Origin of the sequence: Variovorax sp. SPNA7 (assembly GCF_033807855.1) — a bacterium.
In the GTDB taxonomy this organism is placed as follows: domain Bacteria; phylum Pseudomonadota; class Gammaproteobacteria; order Burkholderiales; family Burkholderiaceae_C; genus Variovorax; species Variovorax beijingensis.
Genome location: NZ_CP138513.1, coordinates 1470782 through 1496908, shown reverse-complemented (window position 1 = coordinate 1496908; position 26127 = coordinate 1470782). Strand labels below are relative to the sequence as shown.

The window sequence follows — 26127 nt, the reverse complement described above, 5'->3', positions numbered from 1 at the left end:
AATCTTCAGTGCGCGCCGGCGTCGCGCAGCAGCGCGGCAGCGCGTTCGCCGAGCGCGCCGGCCTGCGCGAAGTCGGCGGCCGGCGCCTGTGCATGAACCCGCACCAGCGCGGCGTTGCCTTCGGGGTCGCCCCAGGCCGCATCGACGCGCAGCGCCCCATCGGCCTGCCAGCGCGCATGGGCTGCCAGCGGCATGGAACAGCTGCCGCCCATCGACCGGCTCACCGCGCGCTCGGCGGCGGTGGCCAGCCAATCGCGCGAGTGCGACAGCGTGGCCAGCAGCGCGATCAGGTCGGTGCGGTCGGCCCGCACCTCGATGCCGAGCGCGCCCTGCCCCGCGGCCGGCAGCATGGTGTCGGGATCGAAGGCGACCCGGATGCGGTGCTCGAGCCCCAGCCGCTTGAGCCCGGCCGCCGCGAGCACGATGGCGTCGTAGTGGCCTTCGTCGAGCTTGCGCAGGCGGGTGTCGAGATTGCCGCGCAGCGGCTCGATGCGCAGGTCGGGCCGCAGGGCGCGCAGCAGCACCACGCGCCGCAGGCTGGAGGTGCCGACGACGGCGCCCTGCGGCAGCTCGTCGAGCGAGGCATGGTGCGGCGCCACCAGCGCATCGCGGGGGTCTTCGCGCTCCAGCACGCAGGCCAGCACGAAGCCCTCGGGCAGGTCCATCGGCACGTCCTTGAGCGAATGCACCGCGATGTCGGCGCGGCCTTCCTCGAGCGCGAGTTCGAGTTCCTTCACGAAGAGGCCCTTGCCGCCCACCTTGCTGAGCGACTTGTCCAGGATCTGGTCGCCCCGCGTGGTCATGCCCAGCAGGCTGACCGCGTGGCCTCTTTCCTGCAGCAGCGCCTGCACGTGCTCGGCCTGCCACAGGGCGAGCCGGCTTTCGCGCGTGGCGATCACGATATTGCTCAAGGCCGCTCCCAAAAAGTACATGTTGAAGACCTCCGGAATGCTAGCATGTTGCGCCGCAACAACGCAGACGGCGCATTCTTTCTAGACCAGGAAAAACATCGAAATGAAAGCCAGCAAGACTCCTGCGCCGCCCCGGCGCCGGCAAGCCGAAGACCAGCCGCTGATCGACGACATCCGGCTCCTGGGCCGCATCCTCGGCGACGTGATCCGCGAACAGGAGGGCGAGGAGAGTTATGCGCTGGTCGAGAAGATCCGCACGCTGTCGGTGGCTTTCCGCCGCGATGCCGACCAGGCGGCCGACCGCGCGCTCAAGAACCTGCTCAAGGGCCTGAGCGCGGCCGAGACGGTGCGCGTGATCCGCGCCTTCACCTATTTCAGCCACCTGGCCAACCTGGCCGAAGACCGGCACCTGATCCGCCGCCGCACCGAGGCCGAGCGCGCCGGCGAAAGCGCCGACGGCGACCTGCAGACCGCCCTCGCGCGCATCCGCAAGGCCGGCGTCAAGCCCGACGAGGTGGTGGCTTCGCTGGCACGCAGCTATGTGTCGCCGGTGCTCACCGCCCACCCCACCGAAGTGCAGCGCAAGAGCATCCTCGATGCCGAGCGCGCCATTGCGCAGCTGCTCACCACGCGCGACGAGATCAAGCTGCGCCAGAGCGCCTATGCCGGCGCCAAGGACGCGCTCACGCCGATCGAGTTTGCCGAGAACGAAACGCAGATGCGCATCCGCGTCACGCAGATCTGGCAGACGCGGCTGCTGCGCTTTTCCAAGCTCACCGTGGCCGACGAGATCGAGAACGCGCTGAGCTACTACGAAGCCACCTTCCTGCGCGAGATTCCGCGCGTCTATGCCGACCTCGAAAAGGCGCTGGGCCAGGGCGGCGTGGTGCCTTCGGTGGCGCCGTTCCTGCGCATGGGCCAGTGGATCGGCGGCGACCGCGACGGCAATCCCAACGTGACGGCCGAAACGCTCGAATACGCGCTGCGCCGACAGGCCGAGCTGGCACTGCGCCACTACCTCACCGAAGTGCACTACCTGGGCGGCGAGCTCTCGCTGTCCGCCACGCTGGTGGACGTGTCGGTCGAGATGCAGGCGCTGGCCGAGCGCTCGCCCGACACCAGCGAGCACCGCAAGGACGAGCCCTACCGCCGCGCGCTCACCGGCGTGTATGCGCGCCTGGCGGCCACGCTGCGCGATCTCACCGGCGGCGAAGCTGCGCGCCACGCCGTGCCGCCGCAGAACCCCTACGCCAAGGCCGAGGAATTCCTGGCCGACCTGCACACGGTGGAAGAGTCGCTCGTCGAGAAGCACGGCAGCGTGCTGGCGGCGCCGCGCCTGCGGCCGCTGATCCGCGCGGTCGAGGTGTTCGGCTTCCACCTGGCCACGGTCGACCTGCGCCAGAGCTCGGACAAGCACGAGGCCGTGATCGCCGAGCTGCTGGCCACCGCGCGCATCGAGCCCGCCTACGCCTCGCTGGCCGAGGAAGCCAAGCAGACGCTGTTGCTCAAGCTGCTCGACGACGCGCGTCCGCTGCGCGTGCCCGATGCCGAGTACTCGCCGCTGGCGCAGAGCGAGCTCGCAATCTTCGCGGCCGCGCGCACCGCGCGTGCGCGCTACGGCGCGGCGGCCATCCGCCACTACATCATCAGCCACACCGAGACGGTGAGCGACCTGCTCGAGGCCCTGCTGCTGCAAAAGGAAGTGGGCCTCCTGCGCGGCGCGATGAACGGCAAGGCCACCTGCGACCTGATCGTGGTGCCGCTGTTCGAAACCATCGAGGACCTGCGCAATGCCGCGCCCATCGTGCGCGCCTTCTATGCGCTGCCGAACATCCAGGCGCTCATCGAGCGCTCGGGCGCCGAGCAGGACGTGATGCTCGGCTACAGCGACAGCAACAAGGACGGCGGCATCTTCACGAGCAACTGGGAGCTCTACCGCGCAGGCATCGCGCTGGTGGCGCTGTTCGACGAACTCAACAAGAAGAAGGCCAACCCTATCAGGCTGCGCATGTTCCATGGCCGCGGCGGCACGGTGGGACGCGGCGGCGGCCCGAGCTACCAGGCCATCCTCGCGCAGCCGCCCGGCACGGTGCGCGGCCAGATCCGCCTCACCGAACAGGGCGAGGTCATCGGCTCGAAGTACGCCAACCGCGAGATCGGCCGGCGCAACCTCGAGACGCTGGTGGCCGCCACCTTGGAAGCCACGCTGCTGCCGCAGGCCAAGTCGGCGCCCGCCACATTCCTTTCAGCGGCGGGAGAGCTGTCGGCCGCGAGCATGTCGGCCTACCGCAAGCTGGTCTATGAAACACCGGGCTTCGGCGATTATTTCTTCGGCTCCACGCCGATCCGCGAGATTGCCGAACTCAACATCGGCTCGCGTCCCGCCTCGCGCAACCCGAGCCACAAGGTCGACGACCTGCGCGCCGTGCCATGGAGCTTCAGCTGGGGCCAGTGCCGGCTCACCATTCCCGGCTGGTTCGGCTTCGGCTCGGGCGTGGAGCAGTTCCTGGCGTCGGCCGCAACGCCGGCCGCGCGCAAGGAGCGCATCGCGCTGCTGCGCCGCATGTATGCGCAGTGGCCGTTCTTTCGCACGCTGCTCTCCAACATGGACATGGTGCTGGCCAAGAGCGACCTCGCGCTGGCTTCGCGCTACGCCGAACTCGTGACCGACCGCAAGCTGCGCCAGAAGGTGTTCTCGATGATCGACACCGAATGGCACCGCACCTCCGACGCGCTCACCCTCATCACCGGCGCCAAGCAAAGGCTCGAAGGCAACGCCGAGATGCAGCGCTCGGTGCGCCACCGCTTTCCGTACATCGACCCGCTGCACCACCTGCAGGTCGAGCTGATGCGCCGCTTCCGCGCGGGCGAAGGCGGCGAGCGGCTGCAGCGCGGCATCCACATCTCGATCAACGGGGTGGCAGCCGGCCTGCGCAACACGGGCTGAGTGGCTGCGGATCGACGGGAAAGAAATCGCGCAATAGCAAACCGTAAGGTCAATTAAGAGAGTAGGGTCGGGAACGTTCAAAGTTTTTCTCGCTATCTCTCGCAATTGCGCGGCAGCTCGAGTCGTATTCAGGAGCCCGTTGCAATGTCTACCCCGCAGTCGCTGACCCATTCACAGATCGATTTCGTCAACAACGATTTCGAAGCCCTGGCCTCCCACATGCGCCATTGCGCACGTGCCCACGGGCGATGGTTCCCGGTGCGAAGCCACATGCAGCGGGTACGCGCACTCCTTGCAGGCCGGATCGTCACGATGGCCTGCGTTGCGGTCGCCCTCGTTGGTATGGGGCTGTTCGCCCTCGCTTGAGGGTGGCCGCCCCTGAACCGACCCGGGCTGCAATTTCGCCCGCGAGGGGGCGAACAGGCAGCACCCCCTTCGAATTCCGGACAAAGGCGGCGCGATGAGCGCCGCCTTTGTCGTTGATCGGCTCGCAGATCTCAGCAGCTACGCGCGCACGCTGCTCCTCGCTCCCCATGAGCCGGTGGCACCGCCGATCCGCGCCGAACTCTTCGGAGCCCAGCGCTTCGAACAGCACGGCCACAGCCTGGCCCGCGCCCAGGCGGTCGAACTCGACCCGCACCGCGAACGCGAGGGAGCGCCCTTTTTTCCGCGCGTGGACGAGAACCTCGAATCGCTGCGCAACGCCTTCGACTACATCGCGCTGATCTCGCGGAGCGGGCGCTATGTGTCTCCCGCGGCCGAATGGCTGCTCGACAACTTCCATCTGGTGGAGGCGCAGCTCCAGCAGATCCACGACGGCGTGCCGCGCAGCTACTACGCGCGCCTGCCCAAGCTCGCCACGCCGCCGCTCGCGGGCCTGCCGCGCGTCTACGGCATGGCGTGGGCCTACGTGGCCCACACCGACAGCGTGCTCGACAAGACGCTGTTCACCGCCTTTCTCAACGCCTACCAGGACATCGACGAGCTCACGCTCGGCGAGCTGTGGGCGCTGCCCACCACCCTGCGCGTGGTGCTGCTCGAAAACCTGCGCCGCCTGGCCGAGAGCATTGCGGAGAACAAGGTGGCACGCGAAATAGCACACGCGGTGTGGGACGCAGCGCCGCACCTGTCGACGCAAGACCTCGGCACGCTGTACCGCGCATTGCAAAGCCACAACCTGCAGGACGCCTACCTCACGCAGCTCTGGCAGCGCCTGCCGGTGGAGCATGGCGAGAACGTGCCGGCGCTGGTGCGCTGGACCGAACAGCACTGTCCCAACGGGCCGGCGCTGATCGGCGAGGCGCAGAACGCGCAGGCCGCGGCGAACCTCACGGTCGGCAACATCATCACCACGCTGCGCATGATCGGCCAGGTCGAGTGGAGCGACCTGATCGAACCCGTGAGCCGTTCGCTGCGCGTGCTGCGCGAGCTGCCGAGCTTCGCCGACGAAAGCGAGCTCACGCGCCAGCAGATCACGCATGCGATGGAGCGGATCGCGCGCGACAGCGGCCGGTCCGAGCGCGAGGTGGCGCAGGCCGTGGTGCGGCTCGCAGCCGCTGCGCCGGACGACGGCGCAAGCGCCGGCACGGATCGCGCCGACGGCACCGCCGGCTGCTACCTGTTCGGGCAGGGGCGTGGCGCGCTGCTCGCGGCACTGCAATCCGACGCAGCGGTGCGCCGTGCCGACCGCCCGGCAGGGGTGCGGCCGCGGCACAGCCGCCGCGGCTGGCGCCTGCCGGCCTATGTGCTCTTCATCGTCCTGGGCACCGCGTGGCTGCTGGCGGCCGTGGCGCACGGCCTGCCGCAGCCTCGCGGCTGGACCACCCTCGCGGCGATGGCGCTGCTCGCATGGCCGCTCTCGGAGGCGTTGATCGCGCTGGTGCAGCGCATCATGGCCGAGTCGGTGCGGGTGCAGGCGCTGCCGCGCCTCGACTTCGCAGCCGGCATTCCCGAGCGGCACCGCACGCTGGTCGTCATTCCCACCCTGCTGAGCTCGCCTGCGAACACTGCGCAGCTCGCCCATCGGCTCGAACTGCACTGGCTCGCCAATCGCGAGGCGCACGCCCAGTTCGCGCTGCTGACCGACTGGGCCGACGCGCCCCAAGCCTCGCTGCCGGAAGACGCACCGCTGCTCGACGATGCCATCGCGCGCATTGCCGCGCTCAATGCGAAATATTCGGCGCCCGCCGGCGCGGCCTCGCGCTTCCTGCTGCTGCACCGGCCGCGCAGCTGGAGCGGTACCGAGGAACGCTGGATGGGCTGGGAGCGCAAGCGCGGCAAGCTCGAAATGCTGCTGCGCCTGCTGGCAACCAGCGACGCCAGCGGCTTTCTGCCGCTGGCGCCGGGCCAGCAGCTGGCCCCGGGACCAACGCCCTATGTGCTGACGCTCGACAGCGACACGGGCCTGCCGCCGGGCGCGCTGCGCGAACTGGTGTCGATCGCCGCCCACCCGCTCAATGCGCCCGAGATCGATGCGCAGAGCCGGCGCATGGTGGCAGGCTTCGGCATCCTCCAGCCGCGCATCGTGACGCCGTTCCCGATGCGCAGCGAGCGCTCGTTCTTCCACTGGATGTTTGCCGGGCAGTGCGGGCTCGACCCCTACGGCAGCGGCGCGTCCGACATCTACCAGGACGTGTTCGGCAGCGGCTCCTTCACCGGCAAGGGCCTGCTGAACGTGCGCGCGGTGCATGCCGCGCTCGACAGGCGCCTGCCCGACGGCGCAGTGCTGAGCCATGACCTGCTCGAAGGCACGGTCGCGCGCTGCGCGATGGTGAGCGACGTGGTGCTGATCGAGGACCACCCGCACCACTCGGGCGTGGCCGCATCGCGCGTGCACCGCTGGGTGCGCGGCGACTGGCAGCTGCTGCCGCTGCTGTGGCGCGCCAGGCACTTCGGCATCGACGCGCTCGGGCTCTGGAAGATGGGCGACAACCTGCGCCGCTCGCTGGTGGTGCCCGCCTCCTTCGCGCTGCTGGTGCTCGTGGTCTTCACGCAGGCCATGCCGCTCGGATGGGCGCTGGCCGCGGTCGCCTCGGCGCTCACGCTCGGGCCGCTGCTCGGTGCCCTGGCCGGGCTGGTGCCGACGCGCCGCGCCATCGAGCTGCGCCACTTCCTCGACGTCGGCGCGGTCGAGCTGCTGCGGGCCGCGGCGGGCGCAGCCTGGCAGTTCGTGCAGCTGGCGGCGCAGACGCGCCTGCTGCTCGATGCGATGTTCCTGGCGACGTGGCGGCTGACGGTCAGCCGCAGGCACCTGCTCCAATGGACCACCACCGCGCAGGCCCAGGCCCAGGCCAGCCAGCAGCTGCCGCCCTTTCTGCGCAACGCGGCCCTCAGCAGCGTGCTGTGCCTGGCGCTGGCCGTGGTGGCGGCGCGCTGGAGCGCCTATCCGGTGGCCGGGCCGCTGATGTTCGTGATCTGGGCACTGGCGCCGTTCGCGGCCTGGTGGAGCAGCCGGGTCGATGCGCAGGTGCCCGATCCGCTCCGCGCCGAACAACGCGGCTACCTCGAGAAACTGGCGCACGACACCTGGCGCTTCTTCGAGCACGTCGTCGGCCCGGAAGACAACCACCTGCCGCCCGACAACCTGCAGCTCGAACCCCAGCCGACCATCGCCCACCGCACCTCGCCGACCAACATCGGCATGTACCTGCTGGCCACCTGCTGCGCGCGCGAGTTCGGCTGGATCGACACCGCGGTGCTGCTCGCGCGCATCACGGCCACGCTCGACACCGTCGACCGCATGCAGAAGCACCAGGGCCATCTCTTCAACTGGTACCACACGCAGACGCTGCAGCTGCTGCCGCCGGCCTACGTGTCCAGCGTCGACAGCGGCAACCTCGCGGGCCACCTGGTGGCCGTGGCGCAGGCCTGCCGCGCCTTTGCTGCCGAGGGCTGCCAGAGCCATGAGGAACCCGCGCTGGAGGCGCTGGCACGGCGTTGCGATGCGCTGCACAGCGGCATGGATTTCAGCGGCCTCTACGACCCCAAGCGGCACCTGTTCCACATCGGCCTGCGCGTCGAGGAGAACGTGCTCGACGCGAGCTACTACGACCTGCTGGCCTCCGAGTCGCGCCTCTTGAGCTTCCTGGCGATTGCGAAGGGAGATGTACCCCGCCGCCACTGGATGGCGCTGGGCCGGCCGTTCATGCTGGTGGGTTTCCAGCCCGGGCTCAAGTCCTGGTCCGGTTCGATGTTCGAGTACCTGATGCCCGCGCTCGTGATGCCCGAACCCGACGACGGCCTGCTGCAGGTGGCCAACAGCGCGGCCATCGCCGAGCAGCAGGCCTTCGGCCGTTCGCTGAACATGCCGTGGGGCGTTTCGGAATCGGCCTACTTCGCGCAGGACCATTCGCTGGCCTACCAGTACTCGCCCTTCGGCGTGCCGCGCCTCGCGCTGCGCCGCACGCCGCCCGCCGACCGCGTGGTGTCGCCCTACGCGAGCGCCATGGCCGCCGTGCTGGCACCGGTCGCGGCGGTGGCCAACCTGGAACTGCTCGAATCGCTCGGCGCGCGCGGCGAGTTCGGCTTTCACGACGCGGTGGATTTCACCACCTCGCGCCAGGCCGATGGCCAGGATTTCACCGTGGTGCGCAACTTCATGGCGCACCACCAGGGCATGTCGCTGGTGGCGCTGTGCCATGTGCTGCGCGCCGAGGCACCGCGCCGCTGGTTCGGCAGCGCCGCGCTGGTGCAGGCACACGAGTCGCTGCTGCACGAACGCACGCCGCGGCAGATCATCGGCAGCGCCGACCCGCGCACGCCGCCCGAGCCCAGCCTGGCCGAACTGGCGCCGCTGTTCCAGCCCCGCTCGGTGGACCCGACGGTGTCCGGCTTCCAGCCCACGCACCTGCTGTCGAACGGGCGCTACACCGTGGCTCTGCGCGCCAACGGCGCAGGCGTGAGCCGCTGGCACGCGTTCAACGTGACCCGCTGGCGCGACGATCCGCTGCGCGACGGCCACGGCACCTTCTTCTATCTGCGCAATACCGCAAAGGATGGAGAAAAGCACGAACTCGTCTCGCTCACCGCCCTGCCCGCGCCCGGCGCCGGCTGGACCTACCGCACCCGCTTTCTCGCCGAGCAGGTGCAGTTCGATGCGGCCGGCGACGACTTGCAAGTACGCACCACGGTGCTGATCAGCCCCGAAGACGACACCGAGCTGCGCAACATCACGCTGCACAACGCCGGCAAAGAGGCCCGCACGCTCGAGCTCGTCTCCTACTTCGAGCCGGTGCTGTCGTATCCCAAGGCCGACGAGGCGCATCCGGCCTTCGCCAACCTGTTCGTCGAATCGCGCTGGGAGCCCGCGTGGCGCGCGCTGCTGCTGACACGCAAGCCGCGCCTGCATGGCGACCCGATGGTGGCCGCCGCGCACTTCCTGGCCTCAGTCGATGCCCATGTGATTTCCATCGACTGCATGACCGACCGGCGCGCCTTCATCGGCCGCAACCGCTCGCTCGCGAGCCCCGCGCTCGATGCGCAGCCGCTGGCCGCCGACGGCACGCCGGTGAACGGACTCGATCCCATCGCCTGCCTGCGCGTGCGCCTGTCGATCGCACCGGGCGCCACTGCGCGGCTGTGCTTCGCGACCGCCGCCGACGAAAGCATCGAGGCGCTGATGCCCAGGATCGACCGCTACCAGGAGCCGATGCATGTGGAGCGCGCCACGCGCATGGCCGCCACGCTGGCGCAGGTGCGGCTGCGCGACCTGAGCATCGCACCGGCCCAGACCTTCGCGCTGCAGGACCTGACCACCATCCTCACCTACACCACGCCGCGCGGGATGAAGGACCGCGGCCTCATCGACCGGCGGCAGATCTGGCGCTTCGGCATCTCGGGCGACAAGCCCATCGTGCTGGTCGCGATCCATTCGATGAACGGCATGGGGCTCCTCAATGCACTGCTGCGCGCGCAGCCGTGGTGGGGCTTTGGCGGCGTCGCCTGCGACCTGGTGGTGCTCAACAGCGAGCCGAATTCCTACCTGATGCCGCTGCAGCGCGAGATCGAGACCCTGTGCCTGCGCGTGGCGCAGCAGACCCAGAACAGCTTTCCCCGCAACGACACGGCGGGCTTCTATCTGCTGCGCGACCACGACGTGGCGCCCTCGGAGAAGGCCACGCTTTCGAAGCTGGCACGCGTGGTGTTCACCGCCGATGGGCGCTCGCTCGAAACGCAGGTGGCGGCGCTGCACGAGGCGCGGGTCGACACCGGCGCGGACGCCGAGACCCCGGCTGCATCGTCGCGTGCCGCGCTGCTGGCACGGCCCGCGTCGGCGCCTTCCGCGGAAGCGCCCGTGGGAAGCTTCGATGCCGAGAGCGGCGAGTTCCGCTTCGAGGTCGGCGCCGGCCAGCGAACGCCGCGCCCGTGGATCAACGTGATCGCCAACGCCGGCTTCGGCTTCCAGGTGTCCGAATGGGGCACCGGCTTCACCTGGGCCGGCAACAGCCGCATGCACCAGCTCACGCCGTGGTCGAACGACCCGGTGCAGGACCCGGCCTTCGAACACTACCTGCTGCAGGACGCGGCCTCGGGCGCGCTGCTGCCGCTCACGCCGGCGGGCCAGGGTGCAGGGGATGGTGGCGAGGTGCGCCACCGCGTGCGGCATGGCCAGGGCTACACGGTCTTCGAATGCCGGCAACAGGAACTCGCACTCGAGACCACCTTCTTCGCGGACCGGGACGATGCCGTCAAGCTGGTGCACGTGCGCGTGCACAACCAGGGCGCCGGCCCGCGGCGCCTGCGCGCGCTCGGCATGGCCGAGTGGCAGCTCGGCGCCGCGCGCGGCGAACGGCGGACCGTTCATTGCTGGAAGCCCGAAGACCAGCCCGCGGTGTTCGGCCAGCAGCGTGAATCGAGCACGGGCTTCGGCGGCAGCACGGCTTTCCTGCTGCTGGCGGGTTTGCCGGACGCCACGCAGTGGACCTGCGACCGCAACGAATTCTTCGCCGGGCGCGGCATCGTCGAAGTGCCGGACACGCTGGCGCGGCGCGCCGGCGGCGGGCTCGACGCCTGCGCGGCCATCGGCGGCGAGCTGGTCGTCGGCGCCGGCGAGAGCGCCAGCTTCAGCTTCGTGCTGGGCCATGCCGACGACGCCGATGCGGCGCTCGCTCTCGCCCGCCGCTGGCGCCAGCGCGACGTGCCCGAAGCCCTGGCGCAGGTGCGGGGCTTCTGGGACGAGCTGCTGGGTCGCCTCGAGGTGCGAACGCCCGATCCGCTGTTCGACGCCATGGTCAACCGCTGGCTCATCTACCAGACGCTGGCCTGCCGCCTCTGGTCGAAGGCCGGCTTCTACCAGGCCGGGGGCGCCTTCGGCTTTCGCGACCAGCTGCAGGACGCGATGGCCTTTGCGCTCACCGATCCCGCGCGGCTGCGCGCGCAGATCCTGGCCAATGCGGCGCGGCAGTTTCCCGAAGGCGACGTGCAGCACTGGTGGCACATGCCCGGCGGCGCCGGCGTGCGCACGCATTTTTCGGACGACCTGCTGTGGCTGCCCTTTGCGACGGCCCACTACGTCGAGGTGACCGGCGATGCCGCGCTGCTCGACCACGCGGCCCCGTTCATCGAAGGTCCCGCGATTCCCGAGGGCGCCGAAGACGCCTACTACGCGCCGCAGCACAGCGGCCGCACGGCCACCGTGTTCGAGCACGGCGCGCTGGCCATCGACCGCAGCCTGGAGACCGGCGTGCACGGCCTGCCGCTGATGGGCACTGGCGACTGGAACGATGGCATGAACCGGGTCGGCCACGAAGGCCGCGGCGAATCGGTCTGGCTTGCATGGTTCCTGTGCAGCGTGGTCGAGCAATTCGCGCCGATTGCGCAGGCGCGTGGCGAGCACGGCCGGGCCGCGCGCTGGAACGAGGCGCGGCGCGGCTGGATCGCCGCGCTGCACGATGCCGGCTGGGACGGCGCCTGGTTCCGCCGCGCCTTCTTCGACAACGGCGCGCCGCTCGGCTCATCGGCCAATGAGGAGTGCCGCATCGACCTGATCGCGCAGGCGTGGTCGGTGCTCTCGGGCGCATCGGACGACGCCCACACCGGCCCGGCGATGGCCGCCGTCAAGGAGCATCTGCGCGACGAGCCAGCCGGCCTGCTGCACCTGCTGGCGCCGCCCTTTGCCCGTTCGGCCAACCATCCCGGCTACATCCAGGCCTACCCGCCCGGCGTGCGCGAGAACGGTGGCCAGTATTCGCACGCCGCCGTGTGGGCGCTGATGGCGCAGGCACTGCAGGGCGACCACGAAGCGGCATGGCAGAGCTTTGCGGGCCTGAGCCCGGCGCACCGCGCGATGCATCCCGGGCGCGGACCCGCCTACGAGCTGGAGCCCTACGTGATGGCCGGCGACATCTACAGCGCCGCGCCGTATGTCGGGCGCGGCGGCTGGAGCTGGTACACCGGCTCGGCCGCATGGCTGCACCGCGCCGCGGTCGAAACGCTGCTGGGCCTGCGCGTGAAGGGCCGCATGCTCGCGCTGACGCCGCGCGTGCCCGCGCACTGGCCGGGCTTCGAGATTGCGCTGCGGCTCGGGCAGCGGCGCCTGACGCTGCAATGGGGAACGCCCGGTGCCGCCGCAACGCCCACGCACCACGCGGCCATCGGCGAATGGATCGACTGGCAGGCGCTGCCGGCGGATGCGGTGCTGCACGTGAGTTAAGGTCGCGGACCGATTCCACCTGCCTGTCCATGACCACCATCCAGTCCCGCCGCAAGCTCATCGTCGTCATCCTGCTGTGCCTGGCGGTCGGTGGGGGGCTCGTGCGGCACTACGCGGAGCGCGGCACGACCACGCGCGACATCGGCACGCTGCTGATGGTGCTGTGGGTGCCGATCATCGGCAACGTCATTGCCTGGCTCATCGGCAAGCTGCCGCGGCGCACCCGGCCGGCCGAGCCCGCGACCTTCGATGCGGCGCGCGCGTTCACGCCCCACTTCCTGGCCGAGATCACGCTGCGCCCGCCGGCACTGCCTTCGCACGACGTGCCGCTGGCCGCGGGCGAATACCGCTGTGCGCTGGTGGTCGACAACGAGGGCTTCTCCGCGCGCTGGTTCGTGCCGCAGGGAGAAGCGCTCGCAAGGGGAAAGCCGCATGCGCTCGACATCGAGCTGCTGTCGCCGCAGACCGCGGGGGCGCGGTTTCCTGCAGGTGCGGCCTTTCGCGTGCTGGTGGGCGACTCGTTCATCGCCGATGGGCGGGTGCTGGAGCTTCGCGCACCGTATATCTAGCGAAGCCGGCAAGACCGGGAACAGCAAAAGGGTCGATTGTTCGCCGCCGGGAAACTGACTACTGCCGGCAGGCCCCTTTGTGACAGGCCTGTCCGCTCCGACACTGGGAAGCCTTTCGCAACAACGTGTCGGTACGCGCTTGCCGACGCGGTCCAGGACCTCTTCCCATGATGAATTCACCCAGCAGCAACCCCTGCATCGACGATCTTGCGCCCGAACCCGCCAAGACCACCCGCTCAGCCTGGCTTGCGGTCGGCTCGATCGCCGTCGGCACCTTTGCCATGGTCTCGACCGAGTTCATGCCCATCGGCCTGCTGACCGACATCGCCCACGGCCTGAACGTGTCCGACGGCACGGCCGGCCTGATGATCACCATGCCCGGCGTGCTGGCGGCCCTTGCCGGCCCCGCGCTGATCGTCGCCTCGGGCCGGCTCGACCGGCGCACCGTGCTGATCGCGCTCACCACCTTGCTGATCGCCTCGAACCTGCTGGCCGCCTTTGCACCCAACTTCGCCACCATGCTGGTCGCGCGGCTGATGCTCGGCCTGTGCGTGGGCGGCTTCTGGACCTTTGCGCCGGCCGCGGCCACGCAGCTGGTACCGGACGCCTCCAAGGCGCGGGCCATGTCGCTGGTGCTGGCGGGCGTGTCCGCCGCCACCGTGCTCGGCGTGCCCGCGGGCTCGTTCCTGGGCACGCTGTTCGGCTGGCGCGCCTCGTTCGCGGTGACCGGTGCGCTCGCGGCCGCGGTGCTGCTGGTGCAGCTGTGGCTGCTGCCCGCGATACCGCCGTTGCGCGCCATCGGTGCGCGCGACCTGCTCACGCCGCTGACGCGCCGCATGGCGCAGGTCGGCCTGCTCGCGGTGCTGTTCTTCATTGCCGGCCACTTCGCGGCCTACACCTACCTGAAGCCGCTGCTGCAGCAGGTGTTCGGCCTCGCGCCCAACTCGGTCTCGACGCTGCTGCTGGTGTATGGCGCGGTGGGCTTCGTGGGCACCTTCCTCGGCGGCAGCCTGGTGGCGCGCAGCGTGCGCGGCACCACGCTGCTGGCGGCGCTGATGCTCGCCACCGCGCTCTTGCTGTCGACGGTGATCGGCTCCGGCTTCGTGCCCGGCGCGGTGGTGGTCGTGATCTGGGGCGTGGCCTTCGGCCTGATCCCGGTCGCGCTCACGGGCTGGATGATGGAGGCCGTGCCCGACGCGCCCGAAGCCGGCCAGGCCCTGCTCGTGAGCGGCTTCCAGGTGGCGATCGCCTCGGGCGCGCTGATCGGCGGCGTGACGGTCGACAGCTACGGCATCTCCAGCGCGATGGTGCTCAGCGGCGTGCTGGTGCTGATTGCGGCGCTGATCGTCGGCACGCTGGGCCGGGTGCGCGGCGGCGCCGCGCTGGCTACCTCTTCGGCCGAGTAGCGCGGCTGGCCTCAGCGCCCGCCGCCAGGATCGCATCGAGCACCACGCGCAGGGCCTTGTTGACCGGCTTGTCGCGCCGGATCACCACCGCCAGCGTGCGGTGCATGCGGGGGGCCAGCCGGCTGATCTTCAGGCCCGGGTGCGCGCCGCGGCCCGTCATCGCCATGCGCGGCACGATGCCGTAGCCCAGCCCCGCGGCCACCATTTCCTTCATGGCCTCGACGCTGCCCAGCTCCATGACGGGCTGCGGCTGCAGGCCTTCGGCCGCGAACCAGCGGTCGACCAGCTTGCGCGTGTTGGCCGCGGGCTCGAACAGCACCAGGGGCAGCGCGGCCAGGTCGGCGGGCGCCACGCGCGCCTTCAGCGGCGCAAGGTCGCTGCAGCCGATGGCGACGAACTCGTCGTCGAGCACCGGCACGACGCTCAATGACCGGCCCGCGGCCGGCAGCGTCACCAGCGCAAGATCGCTGCTGTTCTCCTCCACCTTGCGGACATGGTCGTCGGTGTTGCCGGTGCTCACCACGATGCCGAGCGCCGGAAACTGCTCGCGCAGGCTGCGCAGCACGGCCGGCAAGAAATACAGGCAGGCGGTGGCACCGGTGCCCAGCCGCACGCGGCCCGTGACGCCGCTCGCATGGTCCGCCAGCGCGTCGATGGCGTTCTCCACCGCAGTCTCGATGTGGTGGCTGTGCCGCAGCAACTCCGCGCCGGCCGGCGTGGCCTTGGCACGCTTGCCGACGCGCTCGACCAGCCGCACCGCGAGCCTGCGCTCCAGCTGGCGGATCTGCAGGCTCACCGCGGGCTGCGTGAGGCCGAGCCGGTCGGCCGCGGCCGAGAAGCTGCCGGTTTCGATCACCAGGCCGAAAGACCGGAGCTGGTCGAGGTTGAGCGTCTTGTCCAAAGTATTCCTTATGCCTTGCATCAGTCGTCGAAGCTTCACTTATCGACCCGACAGCGTCAAGATCCGGGCCATGCCTTCGCCAACCCAATCTCTCGCCTCCATTGAAATCCTCGACGCCGGGGCGCACCACATGCCCTCGGTGCAGGCCATCTACAGCCGCTACGTGCTGCACGACCTGTGCTCCTTCGAGGAAGAAGTGCCCGGCATCGACGAGATGCAGGCACGCCGCGCCGAGGTGCTTGCGCGCGGCCTCCCCTACCTTGTCGCGGTGAAGGACGGCGAGGTGGCCGGCTACGCCTATGCGAGCCCCTACCGCAGCCGCTCCGCCTACCGGCACACGGTCGAAGATTCGATCTATGTCGCAGAAGGCCTGCAGGGCCATGGCATCGGCCGGGCGCTGCTCCAGGAGCTGATCCGGCGCTGCACCGACGGCGGCTTCACGCAGATGGTGGCGGTGATCGGCAACAGCGCCAATGCCGGCTCGCAGCGCGTGCACCAGGGCCTGGGCTTCGAGACGGTGGGCGTGCTGCGCAACGTCGGCTTCAAGTTCGGTCAGTGGGTCGACACCGTGCTCATGCAACGTGCACTGCGCTGAACCGGCCCCCGCGCGCGGATGGCTCGCGCTGCTGTGCGCGAGCCGGCTGCTGCAGGCCATGGTGGTCACCGCCTATTCCGGCGTGCTGCCCTTCATGATGGCCGACTGGCACATGACGGCCGCGCAGGCCGGCTCGATCCAGAGCGCATGGCACGTGGGCTACATGAGTTCGCTGTTCGCCGTGGGCCTGCTGGCCGACCGCTACGGCCCGCACCGCGTCTTCCTGATCGGCAGCGCGATCAGCGCATGCTCGGCACTGGCTTTCGCGGTCTTCGCGCACGACCATCTTTCGGCGCTGCTGCTCTACGGCCTGGCCGGGCTGTGCGCGGGCGCCTCGTACACGCCGGGCCTGCAGCTGCTCGCGCGCAACGCCGAGCCGGCCGTGCGGGGTCGGGCGATGGGGCTCTTCCTCGGCGCGGCATCGATGGGCTATGCCTTGTCGCTTGCGGTGGTGGCGGCGTTCAGCCATGCGCAGCACTGGCGGCTCGGCCTGCTGGCGGCGGCGGGCTGCACCTTTGCGGGTGCGCTGCTCACGGTGCCGGCACTGCGGCGCATGCGGCCGCCCGCACCGTCCGCCGGCGCGGGAACGCCGCCGCGCGAAGGCACCTGGCATGCACTGTCCGAGACGGTGCGCGACAAGCCCGCCATGGCCGGCAACTGGGCCTATGCCTTCCACTGCTGGGAACTGATGGCCTTGTGGGCCTGGCTGCCGGCCTACCTGGTCGCCTCGGCCGGCGGCGCCGCGCCGTGGCAGGGCGTGGGCATTGCGCTCGCGGCGTTCGCGCACCTGGTGAGCGTGTTCGGCAGCATCGGGGGCGGTGCCGCGTCCGACCGCTTCGGCCGCGCACGCATCATGATGGCCGCCACGCTCATGAGCCTGTGCATGTCCTTTGCGTTCGGCTGGATGTGGACCTGGCCGCTGTGGCTGCTGGCCGCGATGGCCGCCCTCTACAACCTGCTGGCGATCGCGGACTCGTCCGTCTACTCGACCGCGCTGGCCGACGTGGTGGCGCCGCACCGGCTGGGCGTGGCGTACTCGGTGCGCTCGGTGATGGGCTTCGGCGCGGGCGCGCTCAGCCCGTGGGTGTTCGGCCTGGTGCTGGACTGGGGACAGACGCGCTTCGGCTTCGGCAGCACGTACAGCTGGGTGGCGGCATGGAGCTCGGTCGGGCTCGGCGCGCTGCTGGGGCCGTGGATGATCGTGCGCTTCGGCCGCCTGGAGCGCGGCCGGCGCGCGCGGTGAGCTTCACTGCCCGCCGCACGGCCGGACTACTCCCCGAGCAGCTCCCCGATCGGCTGCAGGTCTTCGACCCGGTCGCAGATCGACTTGATCACCATGGTGATCGGAATGCCCAGCAGCAGCCCCCACACGCCCCAGAGCCAGCCCCAGAAGATCACGCCCACGAACACGGCCACCGGGTTCATACGGCTGGTGCGGCTGGTGAGCCAGGGCATCAGCAGGTTGCCGACCAGCGTGTGGATGGCGAGCGACACGCCGGCCACCAGGATGCCCATCTCCAGGCTGTTGAACTGCAGGAAGGCCACCAGCCCCGCGGCCACCAGCACGATCACCGAGCCGACGTAGGGAATGAGGTTGGTCACGCCCGCGATGATTCCCCACACGGCGGCGTTCTCGACCCCGATGGCCCAGAAGGCGAGGCCCGTCGTCACGCCCACCAGCGCGCTGATCAGGATCTGCACCAGCAGGTAGCGCTCGATGTTGCGCGTGATGTCGTCGAGCACATGCACCGTGACCTTTTTCTTCTGCAGGCTGGAGCCGGTGATCTTGATCAGCTTGCGCCGGAAGGTGTCCCCGGAGCACAGCGCGAAGTAGGTCAGGAAGGCGACCAGCGTGAGCTGCCCGATCGCCGCGAGCAGGCCGACGGTGCCGCTCAGCAGGTAGTCGCGCACATTGAAGGACGGCCGCTCGATGACCACGCGCGCGACGCCCTTGCGGGCCGCGACGCGCGCGGAGTTTTCCTCGGCCGCCTTTTCAAGCTGCGCGGCCGCCTGCTGCACGCTTTCGAGCGGCGTGGCGCTGGCGCTCTTGTTCCGGCGCATGGCCTGCCCCAGCTTCTGGGCCGCGACGGGCAGCGAGTCGACCAGCTGCGTGGCGCTGCCCGAGAGCGAATAGCCGGTCCAGCCCACGCCGCCGAACAGGCCGACGAGGATCAGCGCCGCGCCGATCCAGCGCGGCAGCCGCAAGCGGTGCAGCCGGTCGACCAGCGGCGACAGCGCGTAGGTCAGGAGCAGGCTCAGCATCAGCGGGATGAACACGGCCTGGCCCCATCGCAGCGCGAAGACGGCGGCCAGCACGGCCAGCACCACCAGCGAGGCGCTGCGCACGTCGACCGGCATGTGCAGCAGCAGGCGTTCGGGCTCCGGCCGCAGCTCGGGCGGCACGGCTTCGGGCGGGGATTCCAGCACGGGTTGGGGCGGCACCTCGGCCGGGAGCCCTGCCGGCGACGGCTGCAGCTCCGGGGGCGGCTGGGCTGCCGGTGCCTCGCCGGCGGTCTTGTCGTCGTCGGTCATCGCGCTTCCTTCAGCACTTCGCGCACTGCAGCCAATTGTCGCCGCGACACCGCGACCGGTTCGGGAATCGCGTCGAGCCGCAGGGCCCAGCCCTCTGCGTCTTCCCCGTCGTCGTATTTCTCGAGTGCGCGGATGGCCGAGCGCGCCACCAGCGCATTGCGGTGCACGCGCAGGAAGCGCGCGGGATAGCGCTCCTCGAATTCGTTCAGCGAGCCATCCAGGATGTGGCTGCGCGTGGCGGTGCGCACCGTGAGGTACTTGTATTCGGACTTCAGGTAGAGCACCTCCGACAGCGGCACCCGCTCGGCACGGCCGCGGTCCTGGATGAGCACGCTTTCCTGCAGCGCGTCGGCCTGCAGCGCGCGCCGCTCCTTCAGGAAGCGCTCGGCCTTCTGCAGCGCCTGCTGAAGGCGTTCGGCGCGCACCGGCTTGGTCAGGTAGTCGACCGCGTCGAGGTCGAAGGCGGTCACGGCATGCGCCGCATGGGCGGTGACGAACACCACGGCCGGCGCATCGGTCCGGCCCCGCAGCGCGCGCGCCACCTCGATGCCGTCGACGCCGGGCATGTGGACGTCGAGCAGCACCAGGTCGAGCGCCATGTGCTCCAGGTGCTGCTGCGCCTCGGCGCCCTGGGCGGCCTCGGCCACCACTTCGGCGGCGGGCGAGCGGCAGTCGCGCAGCAGCGTGCGCAGGCGCGAGCGGGCCAGGGCTTCGTCGTCAACGATCAGGGTCTTGAGAGTCATGATTCGGCGGGAATGGCAATGCGCACGCGGTAGTTCTTCTGGTCCATGCCGGCGCTGAACTGCATCTGCATGTCGTGCAGGAGCCGCAGCCGGTCGCGCACGTTGGCCAAGGCAATGCCATGGCCGCGCGGCAGGGGCTCGTCGGCCCAGCGCAAGGGCGGCAGGCTGTTGACCACCTCGATCACCACCACGCTGCCGCGGCGCTCGGTGCGGATGCGCAGCTTGGCGCCCTCGGGGCTGGGCTCCACGCCGTGCTTGATGGCATTTTCGACCAGCGGCTGCAGCAGCAAGGGCGGCAGCCGCGCGCTGCTGGCCGCGGCGTCGAGGTCCCAGCGGATGCGCAGCCGGTCGCCGAAGCGCACCTGCTCGATGGCCAGGTAGCGCTCGGCCAGCGCAATCTCGTCGGCCAGCGTGCCCGATTCCCCCGGGTCGGCCAGCGCCTGGCGGAACAGCTCGGCCAGGTCTTCGAGCATGGTCTCGGCCTTGGCGGGCTCCTCCCGCACCAGTGCAATGGCGCTGTTGAGCGTGTTGAACAAGAAGTGGGGGCGGATGCGCGACTGCAGCTCTTCCAGCCGGGCCGTCATGGCGGCCGGCGTCTGGCCGCGCGCGCGCAGCACCATCGCCGCCATCACCATGCCCGCGATGAAGGCGCCCGCCACGGCGCTGGCGAGCCACGGCGCCGTGCCCAGCACGCCGGTCAGCCGCAACAGGCCGCAGCCATAGAGCGAGGAAACGGCACCCAGCGCGGCACCGGCCGCGTACTGCGCCTGGCGCGGCAGTCGCCCGAGCGGCTTCTTGAGCCCGCAGGCCGCCACCAGCCACAGCAGCGTGGCGGGCAGCGCGCCGCCCGTGACGGTGGCGGTCTGCACCAGCCATTCGCCGGGGGAGGACGACACGAACAGCGTGGCGGTCGCCACCAGCGCCTCCACGAAGAGCACCGCGCGCAGCACCACCCCGATCTGGCAGGCGTCGAACAGCCCCGGGCTGCCGCGCGCGGGCAAACGCCCTCTTTCCGGCGGGGCCGCAGGCGTGGGGGTGGAGGTGGCCGATAAAATCGCCGGATTGCGCATCACAGATACATCGGGTAACCGACCCATTATTGCCTCTACCACGGCTCCCATGACCCAAAACCAACTCGACAAGAAATCCGAAGCCTGGTCGGCCCTGTTCTCCGAACCCATGAGCGACCTCGTGAAGCGCTACACCGCGAGCGTCTTCTTCGACAAGCGCCTGTGGCAGGCCGACATCGAGGGCTCCCTGGCGCACGCCGGCATGCTGGCCGCGCAGGGAATCATCGGCAAGCAGGACCATGCCGAGATCGAGCGCGGCATGGCGCAGATCCGCGCCGAAATCGAATCGGGCGCCTTCGAGTGGAAGCTCGACCTGGAAGACGTGCACCTGAACATCGAGGCCCGGCTGACCCAGCTGGTGGGCGACGCCGGCAAGCGCCTGCATACCGGCCGCAGCCGCAACGACCAGGTCGCCACCGACGTGCGCCTGTGGCTGCGCGGCGAGATCGACCTGATCGCCGAGCTGCTGGTGGCGCTGCAGCTGTCGCTGGTGGACATCGCCGAGAAGAACGTCGAGGTCATCCTGCCCGGCTTCACGCACCTGCAGGTGGCGCAGCCGGTGAGCTTCGGCCACCACATGCTGGCCTACGTGGAAATGTTCAGCCGCGATGCCGAGCGCCTGCAGGACGTGCGCAAGCGCGTCAACCGCCTGCCGCTGGGCGCCGCCGCGCTGGCCGGCACCAGCTACCCGCTCGACCGCGAGCTGGTCGCCAAGACCCTGAACATGGACGGCGTGTGCCAGAACAGCCTGGACGCCGTGAGCGACCGCGACTTTGCGATCGAATTCACCGCCGCCGCCAGCCTGTGCATGGTGCACATCAGCCGCATGAGCGAGGAACTCATTCTCTGGATGAGCCAGAACTTCGGCTTCATCCAGATTGCCGACCGCTTCACGACCGGCTCTTCGATCATGCCGCAGAAGAAGAACCCCGACGTGCCCGAACTGGCCCGCGGCAAGACCGGCCGCGTGGTCGGCCACCTGATGGCGCTCATCACCCTGATGAAGGGCCAGCCGCTGGCCTACAACAAGGACAACCAGGAAGACAAGGAGCCGCTGTTCGACACCGTCGACACGCTCAAGGACACGCTGCGCATCTTCGCCGAGATGATCGGCGGCATCACCGTGAAGCCCGAGGCCATGGAAGCCGCCGCGCTGCGCGGCTACGCCACCGCCACCGACCTGGCCGACTACCTCGTGAAGAAGGGCCTGCCCTTCCGCGACGCGCACGAAACCGTGGCCCATGCGGTGAAGGCCGCCACCTCGCACAAGGTCGACCTCGCGGAGCTGCCGCTGGCCGTGCTGCAGCAGTTCAACCCGAACATCGAGAAGGACGTGTACGACGTGCTGAGCCTGCGCGGCTCGCTCAATGCGCGCAACATCCTCGGCGGCACCGCGCCGGCGCAGGTCAGGGCGCAGATCGCGCGCCACCGGGCCCGGCTGGCCTGACGCCCAAGGCCCCGCTTGTTCTACGCCATCCCGCTCGAGAACAAACCGAGCTGGCGCAATCCACCGTGGATGACGGTGCTGCTGATCCTCGTGAACATGATCGTGTTCTGGGGACCGCAGCGCAGCGAGGAAAAGGCGGAGGAACGCGCGGCCCACTACTACGTGAACAGCGTGCTGCCCGAGCTGGAGCTGCCGCCCTTCGTGGAGTGGCTCGAAAAGACCGACCCCAGGCGCGGCAAGCAGGCGCGACGCATGCTGCCGCACGAGGAAGCCCATCCGCAGTTGCTGGACGGCCTGCAGAACGACAGGAAGTTCCTGCAGAAGCTGCAGGCCGACGAGGTCGTCACGCCCGCGAACCCGCGCTACGCCGAATGGAAGCGCGACCGCCAGCAGTACGAGGCGATGCGGCCGGCGCCCTTCACCAAGCGCTGGGCGCAGGACTACGCCAACGGCGCCGCGTCCAAGCCCTGGACCTGGGTCACCGCAGCCTTCCTGCACGGCAGCACCGGCCACCTGCTGGGCAACATGCTGTTCCTCTTCCTGTTCGGCTTCTCGGTCGAGCTGGCACTGGGGCGCGGCACCTACCTGGCCTTCTACCTGCTGGGCGCAGTCGGCGCCTCCGCGCTGGCCGGCTGGGCCTATGCCAACCAGATCAACTACGGCGTGGGCGCCTCGGGTGCCATCTCGGCGCTGATGGGCATGTACGCGGTGATGTACCGGCTGCGGCGCATCCGGTTCTTCTACCAGCTCTTCTTCTATTTCAACTACGTCACGGCACCGGCCCTGCTGCTGCTGCCGGCCTGGATCGCCAACGAGCTGCTCCAGCACGCGGTAGGCGGCCAGGGCATCGCCTACATGGCGCACCTGGGCGGCCTCTTGACGGGCGCCGCGCTGATGGCCGGCGCCATGGCACTGCACCGCGTGAAGACGCCGGAAGCCGTCGCATCGGAGCAATCGGGCGACGACGGCGAGTTCGAGCGCCACGTGGCCGCGGCGCGCCGGCTGGGCGCCGCCATGAAGTTCGAAGCGGCCACGGCCGAGTGGCGCGCCGCCGCCGCATTGCGCCCCGGCGACACCGACACGCTGCGCGCCTGGTTCAACACCGCGCGGCTGCAGCCCGCGGGCGAAGATTTCCACCAGGCCGCGCGCCGCATCTTCCGCCTGCCCGCCACCGACCCCGACACCCTGGCCCTGCAGCACGCCAGCTACACCACCTACCTCGACCAGGCCAAGCCCGGCGCGCGCCTGAAGCCCGACGACATGGCCCGCCTGGCGCGACGCTTCACGCGCGTGCGCCAGTTCCAGGATGCCGACAAGCTGTGCCGCGTGCTGCTGAAGACCGCGCCCGACCATCCGGAGCTGGCCGACACGCTGTCGGTCTGCGCCAATGGCCTGCTGCATGCCGGCGAGCGCGACATGGCCGTCGGCTGGCTGCCGCACCTGCTGCGGATTGCGCCCAACGACATGGTGACGCGCGCCCTCGAGCGCGCCTGACCGCGGCTGAAGATCAGGCCGTGGGCCGTAGCAGCCAGCGCACTTCCTGCGTCTGCTCGCTGTCCGGAAAACGCGATTCGAGCGTCGTCAGGATCGGCTGCGCCATGTCGGCGCGGCCGAGCCCCTGCACCAGCACCCGGGCTGCCAGTTCGTAGGCCTGCGGAATGGCCGCATGGCCGCGAAAGCGCCGGTCGAAACCCGACAGCAGCGCGAGCGCCGCATGCGCATCGCCATTGCGCCATTCGGCCTTGGCCAGCGTCATGACCGTGGGGGCGTCATCGAGCGCGAAGGTCTTGTCCTTTTCGCGGCAGGCCTTGAAGACCTTGAGCGCCTCGGACGCGAGGTCGCGCCGCAGCAGCAGCGGAATGAAGCGGCGCGCATGGTCGAGCAGCGTGGACGCCTTCTCGGGCGCGAGCAGCAGCACGCGGTGGTAGCGGCGCTGCGCAGCCAGGTCGTCGGCCAGTGCCACGCGCTGCGCTTCGTAGGCGATGCCCAGCGCGCCGGCCACGTCGCCGTCGGTGATCAGCTGCGCCACTTCGGCATCGGTGCGCTGCGCTGCGATCTGCTCGGGCGTGCGGCGGTCCACCGGCGCGCCGTCGTCCACGCCGCCGCCGGGCAAAAGGTCGATGCCGAAGGCGTCGTGGTGCTGGTACATCACGTAGCCCAGCAGGCTCGACATCACCCAGCCGAAGTAGATGAACGCGAAATTGGCGATCGGCAGCACGATGAGGCCGTCGATCATCGGCAGCAGCATGCCGATGGCAATCTGCGCGCCCGCGCTCAGCAGGAACAGGAAGAAGCACAGCAGCGCATAGGGCCAGCCGATGATGCGCATCGCATCCATCACGTGGCCGGGGTTCATGGCCTGGAAGAAGCTGCCCGACTGCACCAGCACGATCATCGCGGCCGGAAAGGTGAACGACACCACGAACACCGCGACGGTGCCCAGCACCGGTTCGTACCAGGCGAGCCAGCCGATCAGCGCGCCCTGCACCACCGATATGGCAAACAGCTTCCACGGCAGGTTGACCCAGTCTTCATTCAGCTCGCGCGGAAAATCGGCCGAGCGCCAGATGCCGCGCGAACCGAGCGCCGTGACCTTGAAGCCGTAGCGGCTGGCCGCCAGCACGATGCCCAGTTCGATCACGATCAGCGAAAGGCCGGGATGCAGGAAAGGAATGGCCTCGAACAGCAGGCTGCAGAAGGCGAGCACCAGGCCGTACATGAGCGGCCGCAGCTGGAACGGAAACGCGAAGAAGCTGTTGAGGCGGTGCCAGAAAGGCGGCGGGGGCGGCAGCGAGTCGTTGATGAGCATGATGGCAGCGCCTGCGGCTACTTGAAGAAGTCGCTCTGGCTCATGGCGCCGCGCCCGCCCAGGCGCACCACCGTGACGTCGTCGCCGCGCACGAGCCGCATCTGGCCCAGTTCGCGCTCCAGCCGCTGGGTGAAGCTGCTCTTGAACTGCATGGCCGCCTCGCCCATCTTCAGCACGCTGGTGCCTTCGACGGTGGCGCTCTTGCGGTCGCTCGCCACTTCGATGCTGTCGATGTGGTACTCGTATTCGATGGTGAGGATGCCGCCCATGCGCTCGCCCACCGACTCGAACATCTTGAAAGACTTGCGGATGCCTTCGCAGGCCTGCTCGCGGTCGCTGGTGCTCTCCTGCGTGCGGCCCATCATGATCGTCTTGCTCTGGATCACGGCCTTCTTGCTGAGCTGCTTGCACAGCTTCTCCGCGTCACGCGAGTAGATGGCGTGCGCCTCTTTCTCGTAGTACTTGCGCACCATGGCCTCGTCGAGCTTGCGCCCGCCGATGAAAAAGTACCACGCGCCCACGCAGAGCGCGACGACGATCGCTATTTGCTTCATTTCCCCGCCCGCACGCCTGTGCGCCCCGCTCCGATTTTGCGGGGCAGTATACGTTGCGGAATGTTTCTTGAGGGGCTTCGGGCGGGGCCGGATGGCGTGGCGCAACCGCAGCCGCAGCCGCAGCCGCATCCGGGCCCGGCCGCTTCATGCCCCACAATCCGCGGATACGATCCGATCAGCGTTCCGCCTTCCGATGCCTTCGATGAAAACCGCGCTGGCCGCCGCGCTGCTGCTGACAACCGCACTCGCCTCGCTGGCCCAGAATCACAACGCCGTGCTGCCCTACGAGTCGCTGGACAGCACGGCGGCCGATGCCGCCGCCTCGTCCTCCGAATACCTCGCGGCCAAGGCGCGCTGGCACAACGAGCTGGCCGCCTTCTTCCGGGCCGACCAGCAGCAGTTCCCGGCGCCCGGCGGCGTGGTGTTCGTGGGCAGCTCCACGGTACGCATGTGGAAGAACCTGGGACAGGATTTCCGCCAGGTGCCCGGCGTCGTCAACCGCGGCTTCGGCGGCTCGACCCTGGCCGACTGCAGCCTGTTCGCGCGCGACCTGGTGGTGCGCTACAAGCCGCGGCAGGTGCTGGTGTACGCCGGCGACAACGACCTGGCCGAGGGCCGCACGCCGCTGCAGGTGCTCGAGAGCTTTGCGCGCTTTGCCAACGCGGTGCGCGCCGAGCTGCCGAACACGCGCATCAGCTTCATCTCGATCAAGCCGAGCCCCTCGCGCGAGCACCTGATGCCGCAGATCCGCGAAACCAACAACGTGATCTCGGCCTACCTCAACCGGCTGCCCGACAGCGAATACATCGACGTCTTCACGCCCATGCTCGGCGCCGACGGCCGGCCGCGGCCGGAGCTGTTCAGGAGCGACCGGCTGCACATGACCGACGAGGGCTACCGGCTCTGGCAGTCGGTCATCGCCAGCCGCCTGCCAGGGGCGGCGCCGGTCGCGGCGCCGGCGGCAGCCCTGCCCTGAGCTGCGCTCCCGGCCGG

Annotated in this window: 17 protein-coding genes; 10 read left to right on the top strand and 7 right to left on the bottom strand. The window is 69.7% G+C overall.

The features are described 5' to 3' along the window. Positions 1–5: 5 nt before the first annotated feature. Positions 6–932, bottom strand: coding sequence for a hydroxymethylbilane synthase (gene hemC / locus RZE77_RS06780; protein ID WP_319441215.1), 927 nt, complete (start codon positions 930–932; stop codon positions 6–8). A gap of 82 nt (positions 933–1014) precedes the next feature. Between hemC and ppc the strand changes: the two genes are divergently transcribed. The 5 genes from ppc (at position 1015) to RZE77_RS06755 (ending at position 14483) form a co-directional block, all read left to right on the top strand. Continuing rightward, positions 1015–3858, top strand: coding sequence for a phosphoenolpyruvate carboxylase (ppc, locus tag RZE77_RS06775; RefSeq protein ID WP_319441214.1), 2844 nt, complete (start codon positions 1015–1017; stop codon positions 3856–3858). 144 nt (positions 3859–4002) lie between these two features. Then, positions 4003–4224, top strand: a complete 222-nt coding sequence (locus RZE77_RS06770) for a hypothetical protein (protein WP_319430590.1) — start codon at positions 4003–4005, stop codon at positions 4222–4224. Positions 4225–4318: 94 nt separating this feature from the next. Then, entirely contained in the window at positions 4319–12508 is an 8190-nt protein-coding gene (locus RZE77_RS06765) for a glycoside hydrolase family 94 protein (protein WP_319441213.1), read from the top strand. 29 nt (positions 12509–12537) lie between these two features. Beyond that, entirely contained in the window at positions 12538–13077 is a 540-nt protein-coding gene (locus RZE77_RS06760) for a hypothetical protein (protein WP_319441212.1), read from the top strand. Between the two features lie 167 nt (positions 13078–13244). Next, the gene (locus RZE77_RS06755) at positions 13245–14483 is read left to right on the top strand and encodes an MFS transporter (protein WP_319441211.1); all 1239 of its coding nucleotides are present in this window, start codon (positions 13245–13247) and stop codon (positions 14481–14483) included. Here RZE77_RS06755 and RZE77_RS06750 read toward each other — a convergent pair. Continuing rightward, complete coding sequence (locus RZE77_RS06750; protein ID WP_319441210.1) at positions 14464–15405, bottom strand: LysR family transcriptional regulator; 942 nt, start codon at positions 15403–15405, stop codon at positions 14464–14466. The two genes, RZE77_RS06755 and RZE77_RS06750, sit on opposite strands and share 20 nt — an antisense overlap. Before the next feature lie 49 nt (positions 15406–15454). Here RZE77_RS06750 and RZE77_RS06745 point away from each other — a divergent pair, with 49 nt between their 5' ends. Then, positions 15455–15979: a GNAT family N-acetyltransferase gene (locus RZE77_RS06745; protein WP_319441209.1), complete on the top strand. Its 525-nt coding sequence runs from the start codon at positions 15455–15457 to the stop codon at positions 15977–15979. Further along, complete coding sequence (locus RZE77_RS06740; protein ID WP_319441208.1) at positions 15966–17222, top strand: MFS transporter; 1257 nt, start codon at positions 15966–15968, stop codon at positions 17220–17222. Before RZE77_RS06745 ends, RZE77_RS06740 begins: the two co-directional genes overlap by 14 nt. A 26-nt stretch (positions 17223–17248) precedes the next feature. Here the strand turns inward: RZE77_RS06740 and RZE77_RS06735 are convergent, their stop codons facing one another. From RZE77_RS06735 to RZE77_RS06725, 3 genes are read right to left on the bottom strand one after another with little or no spacing between them, the layout of a single operon-like run. Next, on the bottom strand, positions 17249–18511 hold the full coding sequence (locus RZE77_RS06735) for an AI-2E family transporter (RefSeq protein WP_319430575.1): 1263 nt from the start codon (positions 18509–18511) through the stop codon (positions 17249–17251). Next, positions 18508–19254, bottom strand: coding sequence for a LytR/AlgR family response regulator transcription factor (locus RZE77_RS06730; protein ID WP_319441207.1), 747 nt, complete (start codon positions 19252–19254; stop codon positions 18508–18510). The genes RZE77_RS06735 and RZE77_RS06730 overlap by 4 nt, the downstream gene beginning before the upstream one ends. Then, entirely contained in the window at positions 19251–20351 is a 1101-nt protein-coding gene (locus RZE77_RS06725; RefSeq protein ID WP_124957226.1) for a sensor histidine kinase, read from the bottom strand. Before RZE77_RS06725 ends, RZE77_RS06730 begins: the two co-directional genes overlap by 4 nt. 22 nt (positions 20352–20373) lie before the next feature. Here RZE77_RS06725 and argH point away from each other — a divergent pair, with 22 nt between their 5' ends. Both argH and RZE77_RS06715 read left to right on the top strand, forming a co-directional pair. Then, positions 20374–21771: an argininosuccinate lyase gene (gene argH / locus RZE77_RS06720; RefSeq protein ID WP_319430571.1), complete on the top strand. Its 1398-nt coding sequence runs from the start codon at positions 20374–20376 to the stop codon at positions 21769–21771. Positions 21772–21786: 15 nt separating this feature from the next. Next, positions 21787–23265: a rhomboid family intramembrane serine protease gene (locus tag RZE77_RS06715; RefSeq protein WP_319441206.1), complete on the top strand. Its 1479-nt coding sequence runs from the start codon at positions 21787–21789 to the stop codon at positions 23263–23265. A 13-nt stretch (positions 23266–23278) separates the two neighbouring features. Here the strand turns inward: RZE77_RS06715 and RZE77_RS06710 are convergent, their stop codons facing one another. Together RZE77_RS06710 and RZE77_RS06705 are read right to left on the bottom strand one after the other, a co-directional pair. Next, positions 23279–24580, bottom strand: coding sequence for a tetratricopeptide repeat protein (locus tag RZE77_RS06710; RefSeq protein WP_319441205.1), 1302 nt, complete (start codon positions 24578–24580; stop codon positions 23279–23281). 17 nt (positions 24581–24597) lie between these two features. After that, positions 24598–25134 carry a hypothetical protein gene (locus RZE77_RS06705; protein ID WP_319441204.1) on the bottom strand — a complete coding sequence of 179 codons (537 nt, stop codon included), beginning with the start codon at positions 25132–25134 and terminating at the stop codon, positions 24598–24600. 202 nt (positions 25135–25336) lie between these two features. Between RZE77_RS06705 and RZE77_RS06700 the strand changes: the two genes are divergently transcribed. Then, entirely contained in the window at positions 25337–26110 is a 774-nt protein-coding gene (locus tag RZE77_RS06700; protein ID WP_319442315.1) for an SGNH/GDSL hydrolase family protein, read from the top strand. Positions 26111–26127: the final 17 nt, after the last annotated feature.

Coding starts and splice junctions, on each gene's coding strand:
- RZE77_RS06745 (WP_319441209.1), top strand. CDS start 15,455: ATGCCTTCGCCAACCCAATCTCTCGCCTCCATTGAAATCCTCGACGCC.
- RZE77_RS06700 (WP_319442315.1), top strand. CDS start 25,337: ATGAAAACCGCGCTGGCCGCCGCGCTGCTGCTGACAACCGCACTCGCC.
- RZE77_RS06760 (WP_319441212.1), top strand. CDS start 12,538: ATGACCACCATCCAGTCCCGCCGCAAGCTCATCGTCGTCATCCTGCTG.
- RZE77_RS06725 (WP_124957226.1), bottom strand. CDS start 20,351: ATGGGTCGGTTACCCGATGTATCTGTGATGCGCAATCCGGCGATTTTA.
- RZE77_RS06730 (WP_319441207.1), bottom strand. CDS start 19,254: ATGACTCTCAAGACCCTGATCGTTGACGACGAAGCCCTGGCCCGCTCG.
- RZE77_RS06710 (WP_319441205.1), bottom strand. CDS start 24,580: ATGCTCATCAACGACTCGCTGCCGCCCCCGCCGCCTTTCTGGCACCGC.
- RZE77_RS06735 (WP_319430575.1), bottom strand. CDS start 18,511: ATGACCGACGACGACAAGACCGCCGGCGAGGCACCGGCAGCCCAGCCG.
- RZE77_RS06705 (WP_319441204.1), bottom strand. CDS start 25,134: ATGAAGCAAATAGCGATCGTCGTCGCGCTCTGCGTGGGCGCGTGGTAC.
- argH (WP_319430571.1), top strand. CDS start 20,374: ATGACCCAAAACCAACTCGACAAGAAATCCGAAGCCTGGTCGGCCCTG.
- RZE77_RS06770 (WP_319430590.1), top strand. CDS start 4,003: ATGTCTACCCCGCAGTCGCTGACCCATTCACAGATCGATTTCGTCAAC.
- RZE77_RS06755 (WP_319441211.1), top strand. CDS start 13,245: ATGATGAATTCACCCAGCAGCAACCCCTGCATCGACGATCTTGCGCCC.
- ppc (WP_319441214.1), top strand. CDS start 1,015: ATGAAAGCCAGCAAGACTCCTGCGCCGCCCCGGCGCCGGCAAGCCGAA.
- hemC (WP_319441215.1), bottom strand. CDS start 932: ATGTACTTTTTGGGAGCGGCCTTGAGCAATATCGTGATCGCCACGCGC.
- RZE77_RS06750 (WP_319441210.1), bottom strand. CDS start 15,405: ATGCAAGGCATAAGGAATACTTTGGACAAGACGCTCAACCTCGACCAG.
- RZE77_RS06765 (WP_319441213.1), top strand. CDS start 4,319: ATGAGCGCCGCCTTTGTCGTTGATCGGCTCGCAGATCTCAGCAGCTAC.